Annotated in this window: 13 protein-coding genes; 7 read left to right on the top strand and 6 right to left on the bottom strand. The window is 43.6% G+C overall.

Annotation, left to right across the window (positions count from 1 at the left end; all coding sequences use genetic code 11):
• Positions 1–137 precede the first annotated feature (137 nt).
• On the top strand, positions 138–1,718 hold the full coding sequence (locus H0W44_08165) for a LysM peptidoglycan-binding domain-containing protein (protein ID MBA3582406.1): 1,581 nt from the start codon (positions 138–140) through the stop codon (positions 1,716–1,718).
• 35 nt (positions 1,719–1,753) lie between these two features.
• Complete coding sequence (locus H0W44_08160) at positions 1,754–2,815, top strand: cyclic nucleotide-binding domain-containing protein (GenBank protein ID MBA3582405.1); 1,062 nt, start codon at positions 1,754–1,756, stop codon at positions 2,813–2,815.
• Between the two features lie 50 nt (positions 2,816–2,865).
• Here H0W44_08160 and H0W44_08155 read toward each other — a convergent pair whose 3' ends face one another.
• Together H0W44_08155 and H0W44_08150 are read right to left on the bottom strand one after the other, a co-directional pair.
• Positions 2,866–3,147 (bottom strand): hypothetical protein, encoded by a 282-nt coding sequence (locus H0W44_08155; GenBank protein MBA3582404.1) that lies wholly within the window; start codon positions 3,145–3,147, stop codon positions 2,866–2,868.
• A 219-nt stretch (positions 3,148–3,366) separates the two neighbouring features.
• On the bottom strand, positions 3,367–4,953 hold the full coding sequence (locus H0W44_08150; GenBank protein MBA3582403.1) for a GAF domain-containing protein: 1,587 nt from the start codon (positions 4,951–4,953) through the stop codon (positions 3,367–3,369).
• 208 nt (positions 4,954–5,161) lie between these two features.
• Here H0W44_08150 and H0W44_08145 point away from each other — a divergent pair, with 208 nt between their 5' ends.
• Genes H0W44_08145 through H0W44_08135 form a run of 3 tightly spaced genes read left to right on the top strand, consistent with a single transcriptional unit; the run spans position 5,162 to position 9,400 of the window.
• Positions 5,162–7,813, top strand: coding sequence for a CHASE2 domain-containing protein (locus H0W44_08145; GenBank protein MBA3582402.1), 2,652 nt, complete (start codon positions 5,162–5,164; stop codon positions 7,811–7,813).
• 27 nt (positions 7,814–7,840) lie between these two features.
• The gene (locus H0W44_08140) at positions 7,841–8,653 is read left to right on the top strand and encodes a Stp1/IreP family PP2C-type Ser/Thr phosphatase (protein MBA3582401.1); all 813 of its coding nucleotides are present in this window, start codon (positions 7,841–7,843) and stop codon (positions 8,651–8,653) included.
• A gap of 30 nt (positions 8,654–8,683) precedes the next feature.
• A complete protein-coding gene (locus H0W44_08135; GenBank protein MBA3582400.1) occupies positions 8,684–9,400 on the top strand; it encodes an FHA domain-containing protein in 717 nt (238 codons plus the stop codon).
• Positions 9,401–9,466: 66 nt separating this feature from the next.
• Here the strand turns inward: H0W44_08135 and rlmD are convergent, their stop codons facing one another.
• Both rlmD and cysM read right to left on the bottom strand, forming a co-directional pair.
• Positions 9,467–10,804, bottom strand: a complete 1,338-nt coding sequence (gene rlmD, locus H0W44_08130; protein ID MBA3582399.1) for a 23S rRNA (uracil(1939)-C(5))-methyltransferase RlmD — start codon at positions 10,802–10,804, stop codon at positions 9,467–9,469.
• The gene (gene cysM / locus H0W44_08125; protein MBA3582398.1) at positions 10,805–11,695 is read right to left on the bottom strand and encodes a cysteine synthase CysM; all 891 of its coding nucleotides are present in this window, start codon (positions 11,693–11,695) and stop codon (positions 10,805–10,807) included.
• A gap of 171 nt (positions 11,696–11,866) precedes the next feature.
• On the opposite strand from cysM, the gene H0W44_08120 reads away from it, so the two are divergent.
• On the top strand, positions 11,867–14,524 hold the full coding sequence (locus H0W44_08120) for a response regulator (GenBank protein ID MBA3582397.1): 2,658 nt from the start codon (positions 11,867–11,869) through the stop codon (positions 14,522–14,524).
• A 5-nt stretch (positions 14,525–14,529) separates the two neighbouring features.
• On the opposite strand, the gene pdxJ is transcribed toward H0W44_08120, so the two are convergent.
• On the bottom strand, positions 14,530–15,282 hold the full coding sequence (gene pdxJ / locus H0W44_08115; GenBank protein MBA3582396.1) for a pyridoxine 5'-phosphate synthase: 753 nt from the start codon (positions 15,280–15,282) through the stop codon (positions 14,530–14,532).
• A 206-nt stretch (positions 15,283–15,488) separates the two neighbouring features.
• On the opposite strand from pdxJ, the gene H0W44_08110 reads away from it, so the two are divergent.
• Positions 15,489–17,708, top strand: coding sequence for an adenylate/guanylate cyclase domain-containing protein (locus H0W44_08110; protein ID MBA3582395.1), 2,220 nt, complete (start codon positions 15,489–15,491; stop codon positions 17,706–17,708).
• On the opposite strand, the gene H0W44_08105 is transcribed toward H0W44_08110, so the two are convergent.
• Positions 17,709–18,011 carry a hypothetical protein gene (locus H0W44_08105; GenBank protein MBA3582394.1) on the bottom strand — a complete coding sequence of 101 codons (303 nt, stop codon included), beginning with the start codon at positions 18,009–18,011 and terminating at the stop codon, positions 17,709–17,711.
• Positions 18,012–18,062 lie beyond the last annotated feature (51 nt).

Below are 18,062 nucleotides of genomic sequence, written 5' to 3'. Positions count from 1 at the left end.
CGCATGACTTCCGCGTAATATTTAGACATTCTATGTGATACGCGCGCTAAGTGCATGAATACCCTTGCAGTTCTGGCATTGCCGTGCTTCAATCACGCTCTTATTAATGTCATCATTTGCGCAGAGTCCAGTCATTCATGCAACTAGCCAAATACATCTTGATCATTACTAGCCTGTTTCTCAGTGCTTGCAGCCACCAAAACACTAAATCCATCGTTACACCGAACGCTAACGTTCTTGAATTACCGCTCGCACCCATTGAAATTTGTAACACACCGATACCTGATAACACCTTAGTGTGGGATCGCATTCGCAATGGTTTCAGTATTCCGGTCGAAGACAATCCGCGCATTCAACAAGAACTCGATTGGTACGTGGCCAACAACGGCTACTTCGAACGGGTTATTGAACGTGCTCAACCTTATCTGCACCATATTATCCAACGCTTAGAAGCGGAAGGCATGCCACTTGAATTAGCCTTATTACCCGTAGTTGAAAGCGCCTTCAGACCGAACGCTTACTCACACGCAAGCGCGTCTGGCTTATGGCAATTTATTCCTTCTACTGGTCGACTTTATGGCTTAAATCAAGATTGGTGGTATGACGGTCGCCGCGATGTTTTTGCATCCACTGATGCCGCTTTGCGCTTCTTGAAAGACTTACACGCTCGGCACAATAACGATTGGTTGCTGGCTTTAGCGGCCTATAACAGCGGCAGCGGCACTGTAAATCGTGCTATTCGCCGTAACCAAGCTGCCGGATTGCCCATTGACTATTGGAGCCTTAAATTACCCCGTGAAACGCAGGCTTACGTGCCTAAACTCTTAGCCGTTGCGCGCATCATTCATCATCCAGAGCAATTTGGCATTAATCTCAGCCCTATTCCGAATAAAACATTAATTGCGTCAGTACCCATCAGCGGCCAACTCGATCTTAATAGGGCCGCAGAATTAGCCGGGATTGATGTTGAAACGTTGAATATCCTCAATCCCGGTTTTAACCGTTGGGCGACGCCGCCTCAAGGGCCGCATCATTTAATTTTACCCATAGAACTTACCGAGCGTTTTTGCGCAGCGGAAGCCTTGTTAGATAAAAACGACCGCCTTCGCTGGCAACGTCATGAAGTTAAATCCGGCGAAACGTTGGGTCAAATCGCTCAAAAATATCACAGTGGCATAAAGGCTATTCAAGTCGCGAATAATTTACGCGGCACTACCATACGCAAAGGACAAGAGTTATTAATTCCCATGTCCTCCAAAGAATTCCGTGGCGCGCCAATCAGTAAAACTTCTGCTCGCACCGTTATCAATGTGCAAAAAACGGCAGACGGCAAAAGTTATTACATTGTGCAAGCAGGTGAAACATGGTGGCGAATTGCGCGTTACATGAATACCACAATCGATAAACTAACCGCTACCAATAAGCTAACAGTAAATGACACTCTCCAAACGGGCCAACAACTACTTTATCCAGAGGATGCCAACATAGCAGACAGCAACCAAGGCACCCGTAAGTTAGAAGCTCAACAAAATCAAACACAGACCGTCCACTATAAAGTGCGCAGCGGCGATTCTCTGTATAAAATAGCCTCTCGTTTCAGTGTCAGCGTCGCTAACATTCGTTTATGGAATGCGCTGACCCGAAACGCACCCATTAAACCCGGGCAAAGATTAAAACTTTACGTAGATATTCGGCGTGACTCTGCCAGCAATGGCTAAAGCACTCGCCCTGATGCACATTTTAAGGTCGGATCATGAGTACTTTGGTGGACAGAGCTGTCCTAGAAAAATTAACGCCCTTGAGTGGCTTAAGTCCTGACAGCCTGCAAGAACTCAGCGCTAAAATTCAAATTGAAACCATTGCCGGTGGCCGCTTTGTGCTGCGCAAAGGCGATACTGAAAAACAACATATTTATCTCATCAACGGCACTGCAGATTTAACCGATGACAAAGCCGTCATCAAAACCATTGCCAGCAACAGTCCCGAAGCCATTCAACCGTTAACACATCACCTGCCTCGCACATTATCCGTACGCGCCAAAGGTGACTGTCAAATCATTCGTATTGATAGCAATTTACTCGACTTAATGTTGACCTGGTCTCAGACCGGCACTTATCACGTCGAAGAAATTAGTAGTGGTGAAGATAACGACGACGATTGGATGACGCAATTATTACAAACCAAAGCCTTTCATCGCATTCCGCCGGCCAATATCCAAGCGATTTTTATGCGTATGCAATCTATTGCTTACAATCCGGGCGACGCGGTGATTACCCAAGGCGAAGAAGGCGATTATTTTTACATTATTAAAAGCGGTCGCGCACTTGTCACGCGCGCGACACCCGGCAATCCCAAAGGTACCAAACTGGCTGAACTAGGCCCGGGTGATAGTTTTGGCGAAGAAGCATTAATTTCCGAAGCACAACGTAATGCCAGTATCACGATGCTGACCCGTGGCTCACTCATGCGCTTATCAAAAGAAGATTTTATGTCGCTGCTAAATGAGCCTATGTTGAACTGGCTCACTTATAACGACGCAAAAACAAAAATCGCGGCGGGCAATGCAGAGTTCTTAGATATTCGTTTACCGCCCGAGTTTAAAGCAGCTCACATCAAAGGTGCTTTAAATATGCCGATGATGATTATGCGCATCAAAATCAAAACCTTAGACCCTAAAAAACAATACATCTTATATTGTGATACCGGCCGACGTAGCTCAGCAGCCGTCTACATTTTAAATGAAAATGGATTTGATGCTTTCGTATTAAAAGACGGTTTATCATCGGTGTCCGAAAGCGATCAAGAAACGGGTTAACATCTCGACCCAAATTCTAAATTTCATCGCGCTGCATTTAGATTCAATGCTTAACGATATTGTCCGTTAACAATCGTTTCTTTAGTAATTTCTGGAGTTGTTCCTGACACCACATGTACAACTTCATGACGCCCTACCAATACAAAATGACGCAAGCCATCAGCAATCAATTTGGTTAACATTAAATGCGATTCAAAAGGATCACGATCTTGCGCAAAAACTTTTAACCAGCCACGATCAAATAGATCCTTACTATAAGCCGCCGCATCAGGCACTTCCGGCAATACAAAAAAAGTGATTGGTCTTTCAAAAATTAAATGGTAACGCGCCAACTCTATTCTTTCGATCAAACCCACTATATTAATTTTTAAAACAGGATTTCAACTTCGGCATCATAATTTAGAACCGGAGATAAAAGCTCATCGCATTCATCCAAAATACTTTGCATGCATTCTTCACCCATAAACACCATGCTTATTTAGCATGGCAGAATGAATTATTTCACAAACAACTGAACAAGAAAGTTAAGTCGCTCACACACTCCAATACCACTATGCATGTGCTTCATCAATTTGATCAGGATGCATATATTGTTTAGCGTAATCTAAATACACTTTGCGTTTTTCAAACACGTCAAAAATATCTGGATCCAGATGCTGATTCTTTACCATATTACGCATAATCGACAAACATTCGCTTAAGGTTTTGCCTTTTTTATAAGGTCGATCACGCGCACTCAAAGCTTCAAACACATCGGCAACCGCCATGACGCGCGCAGGCACTGACATTTGATCACGTGTCAAACCTTTCGGATAACCTTTACCATCCATACGTTCGTGATGTCCACCCGCATATTCAGGAACACGCGCGAGATGTTGCGGGAACGGTAATGATTCAAGCATTTTAATAGTGGCCACCATGTGATTATTAATAATGGTGCGTTCTTCTGGCGTTAAAGTGCCGCGCGGAATACTGAGGTTATACAACTCTTCGGGGTTCAATAAATTTACGCGCTCACCTTCTGGATTTGTCCATTGATATTGCGCAATTGTTTTTACCCGCGCTTGATCGGCTTCCGTCATAAATTCGCCGCCGATATTAGCGCGCCGCAAAAAATCACGATCGTCGTTAAGTTGTTGCAAACGCTGCTCGTAAGCAATACGAACTTGTTCATTAGTTTGCTGATTATTTATAGCGCGTAAGTATTCAATTTCTGCGTCACGTTTTAATAATTCGATGCGCGTATCAATTAATTGAATGCGATCAAAAATAGTTTCAAGCTTAGTCGCTTTATCCATAACATATTCAGGTGATGTGATTTTTCCGCAGTCATGCAGCCACGCCGCTGTTTCTAATTCGTAACGATCTTTATCATTCATTGAAAACCCGGCTAAAGGTCCTTCGGTTTCCGCGTGCGTTGCTTCCGCCAACATCATGGTTAACACGGGGATGCGTTTGCAATGCGTGCCGGTATAAGGTGATTTTTCGTCAATGGCGGTTGCGATCAGTTGAATGAATGATTCAAATAATTTTTGCAAATCGGCAATCAAACGCTGGTTAGTCAATGCCACCGCCGCTTGCGATGCTAATGATTCCGCGAGTTGTTGATCAGTACTCGAAAATGCAACAACCTCTCGAGTGATCGGATCAGTGGCATTAATTAATTGCAACACGCCGATAATGTGATCTTCATGATTTTTTAAAGGAATAGTTAATAAAGACCGCGTGCGATAGTGAGTGCGCTCATCAAATTTACGTGTGCCGCTAAAATCATACTGAGTAGCATCATAGGCATCAGGAATATTAATCGTCTTATTCGCATGAAAAGCATAGGTCACGACCATATTTCGAATCGGTTCACCGTTCTCATCATACAAAGGTATCGGTTTAAAACTGGCAAGTTCACCAGTGCTGCCGCCTAATGAAATGCCTAACGAATCCGTCGAGACAATATCAAACTGCAAGGTTCGATTCGCAGTAACGGTATATAAAGTGCCGCCATCAGCATGCGTTAATTCTTTCGCGCTACGGAGAATTTTTTCCAATAAGCGCACACCGTCTTTTTCCGCTGACAATGCAATTCCTATTTCGTTAAGCCGCTCAACACGTGCTAATAATGCGCTTGCATCATCAGTCATTGATCTCTCCTTTGAATACCGTTACTACGCCTATGGCGCATGATGATAATTGTACCCTGCTTCATGCAGATGCAAATGACATCATGCAATTCATCTATTCTTAGTATGGATAAACGCACGCTCTAGCAAGGCTGCGCGTGTTGTGTCAGGCCTATTTTACGGTATGATGCCCACTACTTCTGACACAATCATAAGAAATGGATCATCGATGAAAGCGGCATTTTGGAAACGCGACTGGTTCTTGGGTTTGGCGATAGCCGTATTTATCATCATCCTGCATAAAAACACCATCATTGTCCAAAATCTTGAGTATGCAGCCTATGACTTTGGTGTCGCGCATGCTGAGCGTGCGCCCAGTGACCGCATCGCGATTATTGCGATTGACGAAAAAAGTTTAGAAAATTTGGGACGTTGGCCCTGGTCACGTGATATCCACGCCGACATGATTCACTTGCTCGCTGATTCTCAAGCTAAAGTTATCGCCTACACCCCCATTTTTTCAGAAGCACAACGTGATCCTGGTTTGCGTTTTATCGATGGCATGGTTTCTTTATTCAAACAAAATAATATGGCGCCGGCGGGGATTGCTCCGCTCAATCCAGAAGCTTTATCTAGCAATTCACCCGAAGCAGTGACAAATTCTTCTAACAAACCGTTTATGACTGAACTGTGGCAATATTTAATTTCAGCAGAAGACGCTTTGAACGTAGATCGCAAACTCGCCGCCAGCTTTGTGGAAGCTCACAACGTCGTGACCCCGATGGTCCTGCTCCTCGGACCTCAATTTGGTAATCCTGACGCGGCGTTACCTGCATATATCACCGCGCATGCCATCACTAAAATAGAAGACAGTTTAGGCGTGACCGGCATGTCACCAGACGAAGCCTTAAACTACGCGCCGCTCACAGCCAATAAGAACTACGCGCCGCTCACAGCCAATAAGCTCATTCCGCCTATCGCTGAATTAGGCCAAAGTGCGGGGGGGATCGGCAACATAAATGGCGTTAACGAACATGACGGCGGTTCACGCACAGATGTCTTAGTGACGGATTATTACGGCACTTACTTACCCTCTTATTCCCTATTATTAGCAGCCAAAAGCCTTAACTTAACGCCCAGCGATATCACCTTGCGCTTAGGTGAGTCGGTGCAATTAGGCAAACTGAATATCATTACCGGCGATTCCATGCTGATGAACACCTTCTTCTATCGAGCCAATGGCGATACTCCGCCGTTTCCAGTGAATTCTTTTTTTGATGTGCTGACAGGGCAAGTGAATGCAGCGCAATTTAAAGACAAAATTGTGATTGTGGGCTTCACGGCATCCGGCCTAGGTGCGCTCCAAAAAACCCCCGTGAACGCCTTAATGACCGAACCTGAACTTTACGCTCACCGCGTATCGAGTATTTTAAATGAAGATTTTTTTGTAAAACCTAAATGGGGAAAAGCACTTACCTTAGGGGCTTTATTACTGGTTACTTTATTTCTTATGTTTGGTCTACCGCGCTTAAGCGCTATGCCGGGCGCCGCAATCACGGTAGGCGCCGCGCTCACCTTGTTTATTACTCAATACCTCTTACTCACCAGCCAAACCTTGTGGGTAGAATTGATGTTACCCCTCAGCCTCTTACTGCTCGGTTACACCATTCTCACGACGGGACGTTTTTTGGTCACCGAACGCGGCAAACAGCATTCTGATTTGGAATCCGCCGAAAGTAATAAGATGTTGGGTCTGGCTTTCCAAGGCCAAGGCCAGCTGGATATGGCTTTTGAAAAATTCCGCAAATGTCCTAAAGATGAAAGCGTGGCCGAAGCCTTGTACAACTTGGCGTTAGATTACGAACGCAAACGTCAGTTTGCCAAAGCCGGCAACGTTTATCGTTATATTGCAGAGTTTGCGCCGCAATTCCGCGACGTTGCGCAACGCATCGAACGCTCTAAGAAAATGGAAGACACTATCATTCTCGGTGGTCGTAGCGGCGGTGGCGGTCACGAAGGCACTTTAATTCTCGACAATAATGCCATCGAAAAACCTATGTTAGGACGTTATCAAATCGAAAAAGAACTGGGTAAAGGCGCAATGGGTGTCGTTTACCTCGGTCGTGATCCCAAAATTGGTCGTGTCGTCGCTATTAAAACCATGGCGTTATCTCAAGAGTTCGATGCTGATGAATTAGTTGAAGTCAAAGAACGTTTCTTCCGTGAAGCGGAAACCGCCGGCCGTTTAAATCATCCCCATATCGTGACAATTTATGATGCGGGTGAAGAACAAGACCTTGCTTATATCGCCATGGAATTTCTCAAAGGCCATGACATGGCGCCTTACACCAAAAAAGATAAATTATTACCGCTCAATACCGTGGTGAACTTGGTCAAACAAGCTGCTGAAGCATTGGCGTATGCACATGCGCAAAATGTCGTGCATCGCGACATTAAGCCCGCCAACATCATGTACGAACCCGAGTCCAATCAAGTTAAAATTACGGACTTCGGCATTGCGCGTATTACCGATAACAGCAAAACCAAAACGGGCGTTGTATTAGGCACGCCTTCCTACATGTCACCTGAACAGTTATCCGGCCGGAAAGTGGATGGCCGCAGTGATTTGTTTTCACTGGGTGTCATGTTGTATCAATTAATCAGTGGCGAATTACCCTTCAAAGCCGATTCAATGGCTACTTTGATGTACAAAATCGCGAATGAAGACACGCCTAGCGTCTTAGATGTACGGGCTGATGCGCCCGGTTATCTTGAAGTCATCGTGGCTCGTGCCATGGAAAAGAACCCGGATGAACGTTATCAAAACGGTGAAGAAATGGCGCGTGACTTAAGCGAATGCTTGAAACAGATGGGCGGCTAAAAATCGGTGGCCGCAGTAAGACTTGAAATCGCAGCGCTTACCGATACCGGTATGAAGCGCTCTCACAACGAAGACAGTATCGCTAGCGAAGCAAGCTGCGGGCTAGTCCTCGTAGCGGATGGTATGGGTGGTTATCGAGGCGGTGAAATTGCCAGCGCCTTAGCCGCAAACACCATTGTTTATGAAGTTCAACACGCACTGCAACAGCTAGAACAAAATCCCGCTGCGATGGAAGAAGATGAAGAGTATTCATCACAGTCCATCATCATGCGTGACGCTATTTGCAAAGCCAATCAAGTGATCTATCAGGCCTCTCACTCGCTAGCGCAATATCAGGGTATGGGCACCACTGTGGTCGCGGTATTATTTTTAGCAGATCATCGCTTGTCCATCGCCCATGTGGGTGATTCCAGACTCTATCGCTATCGCGATGATTATTTAGAAACCATTACCTCTGACCATACTCTCATCCAACAACTTATCGATCGGGGTTTTTACACGCCCGAAGAAGCTCGCGCATCGATGAATAAGAACCTCGTTACCCGCGCCTTAGGGGTCGATGCCGATGTTAAAGTGGATATTCAAGAAGATTTCGCACAGCCCGGAGATATCTACTTATTATGCTCCGACGGGCTGAATGATATGATTGATGACAAGGATATACATTTAACGATTAGAACGTATAATGATAACCTTGATCGAGCGGCTGCCGAGCTCATCAAATTAGCTAACGCTAATGGCGGCAAAGATAATGTTTCGGTGCTGTTGGCACGCATTGTTGATGAAACACATGCTCCCAACAAACACTGGCTTGATAAATTTGTGGATTGGTTTTTTTAATATGAAGCATCGCGACAGTAAGGGACTGTTATGCCAGCCAAATTAATACTTACATTAAATGGCACAACAATATCCGAGTTTACGTTGGATAAAGAACAACTGATTATCGGGCGTCGCCCGGAAAATGATATCCACGTGGATAACTTGGCGGTCAGTGGTAAACACGCGCAAGTCATCACCATCCTTAATGACTCTTTCCTTGAAGACCTAAACAGCACCAATGGCACTTACGTCAATGGTTCCTTGATTAAAAAACATGCCTTAAAACATGGTGATGTGATTGGCGTAGGTAAACATCAATTAAAATACATCAATCAAGACGCTGCCAACGAAGACGCTGATTTTGAAAAAACCATGATTATCCGCCCTGATGCGGTGGGCATGCCCGAACATACAGGCTCGCACGAAGTCCACGCCTCTATCGGCGCGATCGTTAAAGCAGAAGCCAAACAAAGCACGGGCAAACCTAGCGCAGGTCCTACTGCTAAATTACAAGTGATTAACGGCGCCAACGCCGGCAAAGAATTAGATCTAACTAAAGCGCTTACCACGATTGGCAAACCGGGCACTCAGGTGGCTGCGATTACACGCCGCCCACAAGGTTATTTCATTATCCATGTGGATGGTGGCGCGAATAATCAAACGCCTATCATCAATGGTAAACCTATTGGTACCCAAGCAACGCAATTAAAGAATCATGACATTATTGAAGTAGCGAATGTAAAAATGGAATTTTTCTTGCCGTAAGTTTTGCTTAGACCAATTAAAACTAAAGACCCAACAAAGAGCCGCAAGGCTCTTTGTCATTTATGCTTACTTAAGTACAAACAATGCCATCGATTCCACGTGAGCAGTATGCGGAAACATATCCATCACACCCGCTTGCACTAAACGATAACCATGATCATGCACTAACACACCAGCATCTCGCGCCAAGGTGGCTGGATCACAAGAAACATAAACAATTTTTTCTGGCCGCTGTTTCCGCGCACATAACTGCGGAATAATGTCGATGGCACCCGCACGCGGTGGATCTAACAAAACACGATCATAATTTTGCTGCAACCAATCTGCTTGAATATTTTTCGCGAATAAATTTTCCGCATGAAAATTAACATTGTTGAGTTGGTTGCGCTGCGCATTTTGCGCAGCGCGCTGCGTCATATTTATATCTGCTTCAATCCCTGCCACTGCCGCTACGCGCCGTGCAATGGGTAAAGTAAAATTCCCTAGCCCGCAAAATAAATCTAAAGCATGATGATGCGGCTGTAAATCTAACCACACCAATGCTTGTGTCATCATTGCAGCATTAACGGACGTATTTACTTGAGTGAAATCTTCCGCACGAAAATCGATACGTATTGCACCGTCATCAATACGATAAAATAACTCGACTTGTTCAGGCCACAAGCTATAAACACTGTCAATATTAGCGAGCTGAATTTGTATATTAATGGATTGAGTTTGAGCAAATTCTACTAATAATGCCGTATCCGCCGCGCTTAAAGGTTTTAATACACGCAATACCAAACACACAATATCTGCCGTGCAGGCTACTTCTATTTGAGGTAATTGTTCACGTACACTGAGCTTATCAATCAATTGTTTAAGTCTAGGTAATTGAATTGCTACACGTTGATCAAGGACATCGCAATATTGTATATCGGCAATTTTAGTATCATGCTTTTCGCGAAAACCCACTAACAGTCGAGATTTTTTCGCATCATAGCGCACACTCAAACGGGCTTTGCTACGATAGTGCCAGATATCACGTTGAATAGGTTCTACCCAAACCTCGGGTTCTACTTTAGCAATTCGTCGAAAATTTTCTGCTAAACGCAATTGCTTCAACTGAATTTGCGCAACGGGCGCGAGATGTTGCAAAACACAACCACCACAAATACTAAAATGTGCACAAATAGCGGGCACACGATCAACAGCCGGCATTAAGACTTCTAGCGTACGTGCAGTATCAAAGTGACGTTTCATTTCAACGTATTGCGCGCTTACCTTTTCACCCGGCAAAGCGCCGTCCACAAACACCGCTTTACCATTTCGATGCGCAACGCCACGACCATCGTGACTTAGATCATCAATCTGCAATTCAATAGCTGCAGTAGAAACACTTTTGCGTGGTGCTCGCTTACCCATTTAATCAGGAAATACATTAGTAGAAATATAACGATCGCCGCGATCGCAAATGATCGTCACCACTATCGCGTTATTTAAAGTTTTGAGTAATGCTAAGCTCGCTGCAACCGCACCCCCAGAAGAAATGCCACAGAAAATTCCTTCACGCGCTGCTAATTGCCGAGTCATATCTTCCGCAACACTTTGACTAATATCTATAATTTGATCTACGCGCGATTGTTCAAAAATTTTGGGGATATATTCAGGTGACCAACGTCGAATGCCTGGAATCGCGGAACCTTCCGTTGGCTGAACGCCAATCACTTGAATCGCCGAATTTTGTTCTTTGAGATAACGCGAGGTACCCATAATAGTGCCGGTGGTACCCATAGAGCTTACAAAATGGCTTATTGTCCCTTGCGTATCACGCCAAATTTCCGGACCCGTGCCTTCATAATGCGCCAACGGATTATCCATATTGGCAAATTGATCTAATACTATGCCCTCACCCGCCGCAGCCATTTGCATGGCCAAATCACGCGCGCCTTCCATACCTGTTTCTGAATTAACTAATATAACTTCCGCACCAAAGGCCTTCATCATGGCACGACGCTCAGCGCTCGCATTTTCCGGCATGATCAATATTAATCGATAACCTTTAATCGCAGCAGCCATCGCCAGTGCAATGCCAGTGTTACCGCTAGTAGCTTCTATTAATACATCGCCAACTTTGATATCACCCCGCTCTTCAGCACGGCGAATCATTGACAAAGCCGGCCTGTCTTTCACCGAACCTGCTGGATTATTGCCTTCCAATTTGAGTAATAAGATATTATTACCAATGCCTGCGAGACGCTGTACACGCACCAACGGTGTATTACCCACGAAGGCTTCAATGCTAGGAAATATCATGCCGACCCCATTTAAATCTTAAGCGTCAATAACCGTCTTTGCGCCCTGCAATACATGCTATAAAATGCACAAAAGTCGCGCATTCTAACAGATTTCATTTAAATTCAAGACCGCGATCTACCGGCTTATTAGCACGACATAATCACCATCAAGAGTAGCAAAAGGACAAGGATGTTAGGGCGTTCACCAACACAATTACATAAACACATCTTATGGTTAACCTTGCTGCCGTTCACCTTAATAACGGTTATTTTGGGTGTGTATTTTGTACTCGGCGGCTTAATGAATATGAGCCGTGTAATTCACGCACAAGGCCAAGCCCAAACGCAACAATTAGCCATTGCCGCACGTCCTGCTTTAACCAATAACGACCTCGATTATTTACAAGCGCTCACACAAGCAGCACTCAGTCATCCTGCCATCGTCAATATCGCAATTCGTAATACTGAGCACCAAATTTTAACTTCTTCCCAACAATCCATTGCACAACATGACAATGGTGCTTTTGTTGCTTGGTTTCGGCCTCTTAATTTATTAGGCATGCAAGAATATTTAACACTGACCGCACCTATTATGGCTATTCATGGCAACAATAAAAAGATTCTTGGCTACGTGCAGATAACAATATCAAGCGAAGAAGCTTCGCGTGATGGTACAGCAGGCATAATCAAAGGTGGTTTAATCGCTGTTTTAATTTATTTATTTGCATTGTATTTAGCACTGCGCTTTAGTCATCGATGGTTAAACAATTTAGAAAAACTATATAACGCTATCCAACAAATTGCCGACGGGCAATTTCAAACGCGCGTTAAAATTAATCAACATGATGAATTAGCGCAGCTTGCGCAAGGCATTAACAACATGGCTCATCGTTTAGCGAATGCCGAAAAAGATTACCGCGATAAACTTGATAAAGCCACACATGATTTACGTTACTCTTACGCCGAAATCGAACAACAAAACCAACAACTGATTCATGCTCGCACGCATGCAGAACAAGCCAATCATGCAAAATCTGATTTCCTAGCCAATATTAGCCATGAAATTCGCACACCCATTAACGGCATCACCGGATTTATTGATGTACTGACAAAAACTCCGCTTACTCCGCAGCAACGCGAATATATAAATACGATACAACTTGCTTCTCGCGGTTTATTGCATCTTATTGATGAGTTATTAGACGTATCGCGCATAGAATCGGGAAAATTATCATTAGAACTCGCACGTATAGAGATGCGAAGCTTACTCGACAATCTTTACAGTATTTATAGCGATGCTGCTTTTAAAAAAGGTATAGATCTGATTATCGAATACGACACTGAAATTCCTGCGTATGTAATTTCAGATCCCGCGCGTATTGAGCAAATATTAATCAATCTGATTACCAACGCTATAAAATTCACCCAAGAGGGACACATCCATATAAAAGTTGGATTTCAAGAAAAAACCAATGAAAAAATTATACTGAATTTCGATATTTTAGATACTGGCATAGGTTTAGATGACATCGAAATTAGCAGAGCTTTTCGCGAGTATGAACAGTTCGACCGCGAAAGCGTACGTCGTTATGGCGGGGCCGGACTCGGTTTAACTATTACCAAACAGCTTGTAGAGTTTTTAGGTGGGGAAATCGGCATTGAAAGCCGTAAAGGCTTCGGCTCAACTTTTTCTTTTTATATTCCCTGCCAATTAACCAATGAAGACAGCGAAGATCAAAAAAAATTATTAACCGTTAACCATACAACAACAATTTTTTACCTCGACACTAACGCCGTGACACGAAAACCTTTTATGCGCTTATTTCGCGAACTAGGCGCGCTAGTCGTACCCATGCGCGACGTTAGCGTTATTCCTAAACATATAAAAGAACACGAAATTGTAATTTATAGTATTGATGCACGTTGCAATATCCACAATTTACTGGATCTTTTTTCAACTAACGCATTCAACAATATTGCTATACCTAAAATTGCTTTTGTCAGCAGCAATGATCCAAAATTACATAGTCAATTATTAAACCTAGGCTTTGATCGAGTAGTCACAAAAACCACTAATCGCCTGGCTTTGCTTACCTTACTAGACCAACCTTTAAACCCCGAAATGAATCTTAGTTGTGAATTATATGAACTAACTTCTCATCAGGCTTACGGGCAGCGCTTATTAATTGTTGACGACAACGACATAAATTTAAAATTAATGTCGGTCTACTTGCAGGATTTTGGCTACCACGCCACATTAGCGCGCAATGGTCGCGAAGCCATTAAATTAGCCACTGAACATATTTATGATTTAATTTTTCTTGATCTCCATATGCCCATTATGGATGGCTTTGAAACGACGCGAATGATTCGTCATCCCGGCAATATTAACCAACAAACACCTATCATTGGTTTGTCGGCGGATGGCATGCCGCAATCGATACAACGAGGGTTAGATTATGGGATGAATGAATTTTTGCTAAAGCCTATTACTCGGCAAGCCCTGCAAGATAACTTACATCGGTGGTTACCTGTTGAAATTAGCGCGGTTGCCGAAAAAAATGATAGCGATGCTGACATTACGCAAATGTTGATCGCTGAATTACCAGAACATCGCGATCTCTTATTGATAGCCCTCGAAGAAAATAATTTTTCTAATATATTTCAAATTGCACATAAATTACTGGGAGGACTTGCGTACGCAGAGTTGCCTGATTTACAAAAAAAGGTATTAAGATTACAAACAGCTGCACAACGTAAAAATAAAGCAGAAATACATATTCGCGCCAATGAGGTGCTTAGTAATATCAACAAAATATTAATTGTTGATGCAGAACGGCGTGCGTAATGACGTTAATGACGCGCCGCTAACATTAGTTGTTTCATGCTGCGTACCGCTTCACTCATACCTACCAGCATAGATTGACCGACAATCGCATGGCCAATATTTAAATCTGCAATCATCGATAACGCCGCTATTTCACTTACATTTTCATAATGTAAACCATGACCGGCATTTACTTGCAAACCTTGCGCACTGGCTTGTTCTGCGATTATAGAAATGTGTGTTAGCAACTGATCACGCTCACTATTTTTAGGTAAGGCTGCATAATGTCCGGTATGGAGTTCGATCATCGGCGCACCTGTTTTTAACACCGCCTCTAATTGTCGAACGTCCGCATCAATAAATAACGAAACTCGAATACCGGCAGCAGCTAAACGTGTGCAAGCGTTCTTTACCAATACTAATTGCCCTGCCACGTCTAAGCCGCCCTCCGTAGTTAACTCTTGGCGTTTCTCCGGAACCAAACAAACATCTCGGGGCTGAATGCGCTCTGCATAAGCCAACATGTCTTCAGTAATTGCCATTTCTAAATTAACAGCCGTCTGCGTTTGCACCATTAAACGCTCAACATCATGCGGCTGGATATGGCGACGATCTTCCCGCAAATGCAAGGTTATATAATCTGCACCCGCCTGCTCAGCGATTAACGCAGCCGCAACCGGATCGGGGTATTGGGTAAATCGCGCCTGGCGAATAGTAGCGACATGATCAATGTTTACCCCTAAACGAATCGACTCCAGTTTATTTTTACCTTGCAACATCGGTTTAATACCCATTAACCATAAGGCTCTAAAAGACTGCATTATATCGTCTGCCGGATGGTCAGTCTGATGAATTTCTGCTATTTTGACTGCGCCTATATATAAGGTATGTGCAGCGCCTCGCTTGAACAGCTCAACGTTCATTTCGCGCTCATATAACGGGCCCGCCAGGGCAATAATAACAATCGGTTCAACGGAATAGCGCCGTGCAAAAAACCAAACTCGTTCGTCACATTTTTAGCGCATTAATTGTTTTGCTCTTTTTATTTCATAGTCTCGAATGGTTTCGTCTAGATGCCATCAACAGATTAGAACTTGCCGCTTACGATATGCAGCTACGCCAAACGCTACCCGGTGGTATTGATAAGCGCATTGTGATTATAGACATCGATGAAGATAGCTTAGAAAGCATCGGCCAATGGCCATGGTCGCGTAACATCATGGCGAGTTTAGTTGATAACCTTTTCGATCATTACAAAGTCAATGTCACCGGCTTTGATATTGTGTTTGCCGAACCCGACACGAGCTCAGGTTTAAATATTTTAGAGAAACTCGGCAAAGAAACGCTTTTAAATGATGCGCAATATCAAGAAACATTAGCGCAACTCAAACCACAACTACATTTTGACGAAATTTTTGCACGCAGCTTAAATAATCGCAAAGTTGTTTTAGGTTATGTGTTTAATAGCGAAGCCGAACGACGCCAAGGAAAATTACCTGCGCCCATTAGTGAGATTGATAAAAAATGGGGTGAGCGATTATTTTTAAGCAGCCCTGCCGGATATACCGGCAATCTTGCTCTCTTACAAGATAACGCACTCACCGGTGGATTTTTTGACAATCCGCGAGTTGATAGCGATGGTGTTTTTAGACGTGTGCCCGTTTTGCAAAAGCACCAAAATCAATTATATGGTTCATTGGCATTTGAAGTTGCGCGACTTGCGTTGGACAATCCTCGTTTAATTATTCGCATACCGTCTAAAGACACCGAAGACCAAGGTTATTTTGCAATTGAATATCTAGAGTTAGGCAAACATACCATTCCAGTAGATGAAAACATTTCAGTACTCGTGCCTTTTCGTGGCGGCAAAGGTAGTTTTCCTTACGTATCAGCCGCTGCCGTACTTAATAAAACCGCGCCCATTGATTTATTAAAAAATAAAATAGTGCTAATTGGCACTACTGCTCCCGGGTTATTGGATTTGCGCTCTACACCAGTGCAAAACATTTATCCCGGAGTAGAAGTTCACGCCAATATCGTTGCAGGGATTTTAGATAATAGGATATTACATCACCCCGCTTATTTAAAAGCTTATGAAGTATTAACACTGCTCATCATTGGCCTAGTGTTAATATTTTTAACGCCGGCATTAAACGCTTTGTTCACTTCATTATTAACGCTCAGCATTATTACATTACTAGCTAGCGTTACCGCTCTCACTTGGCATTATGGTCAAATGGTACTGCCGATTGCAGCATCATTATGCATGACTATTTTGTTATTTATATTTCATATGACGTATGGGTTTTTTGTAGAATCTCGCGACAAACGTGAATTAACCAAAATTTTTGGTCAGTATGTCCCGCCCGAACTTGTAGATGAAATGGCAGCGAATCCCGATGACATTTCCATGGAGAGTCAAAGCCGAGAAATGACCGTTTTATTTTCTGATATCCGAGGCTTTACTTCTATTTCAGAAAATCTCGATCCCAAAAAACTATCTGAATTAATGAACGCATTTTTGACACCCATGACTCGCACCATTCACAAACATCGCGGCACTATCGATAAATACATGGGCGATGCCATCATGGCATTTTGGGGTGCGCCTTTAGCAGATCCTCATCATGTAAAAAATGCGTTGCTAGCCTCGCTAGAAATGCAAAAACTATTAGATGAGTTACAAGCTGAATTTAAAAATCGCGGCTGGCCACCTATTCGTATCGGCATAGGTATTAACACTGGCACTATGAACGTGGGTAACATGGGTTCGGAATTCCGCATGGCTTATACCGTGATTGGTGATGCGGTAAATTTAGCCTCGCGAATTGAAGGCTTAACTAAACAATATCAAGTCGATATTATCGTGGGTGAGGCAGTACAAAAAGCCTTGCCCGAATTTGAATATTTCGAATTAGATCGCGTGCGCGTTAAAGGCAAAGATCGCCCCGTCACCATTTACCAGCCGCTAGGTTTTTCTATTGAAATGGATAAAGATTTACGTACTCGTGTGCGTCGCTTCAACAAAGCATTAATTTTGTACAGACAACAAAATTGGGATGGGGCTGAACGAGAAATTTTCTCTCTCTCGCAAGAAGACTCTAATCGTTATTTATACAAACTCTATTTAGATAGAATCATGTATTTCCGCAACCATCCGCCCGGTCAAAATTGGGATGGTGTATTTACCCATACCACCAAATAACTACATCAAACCTAAACGCAATGCAGTGCGCAGCCTTCTATAATTAACATCTCCTAAGGCTGCGCGATTCAATATATACCAACGTTTGCCTTGCGCCATGTGCAAGCGCAAGCCAACCAATCCCGGCAAAATATACCACGCAGTTAATACTGCGGATTGCTCAGTGTCGGTGCGAGCTGAATACACATACCAAACACTATCTCGCCACAACAAACTATCCTGGTCACGGCGTACACGATAAAAACGATATTCGCTAAAAATGAATACTATTAATAAACCAAGCAACAATAAAAAACGCCACATCCAAAGCAATGGCAAGTTAAGCCATAATATAGCGATCACTAAAAACAAAAA

This window comes from Gammaproteobacteria bacterium (assembly GCA_013817245.1).
Classification (GTDB): Bacteria; Pseudomonadota; Gammaproteobacteria; order HTCC5015; family HTCC5015; genus JACDDA01.
Note: the sequence above shows the minus strand (reverse complement) of the source record. Positions and strands in the feature narration are given on the sequence as shown.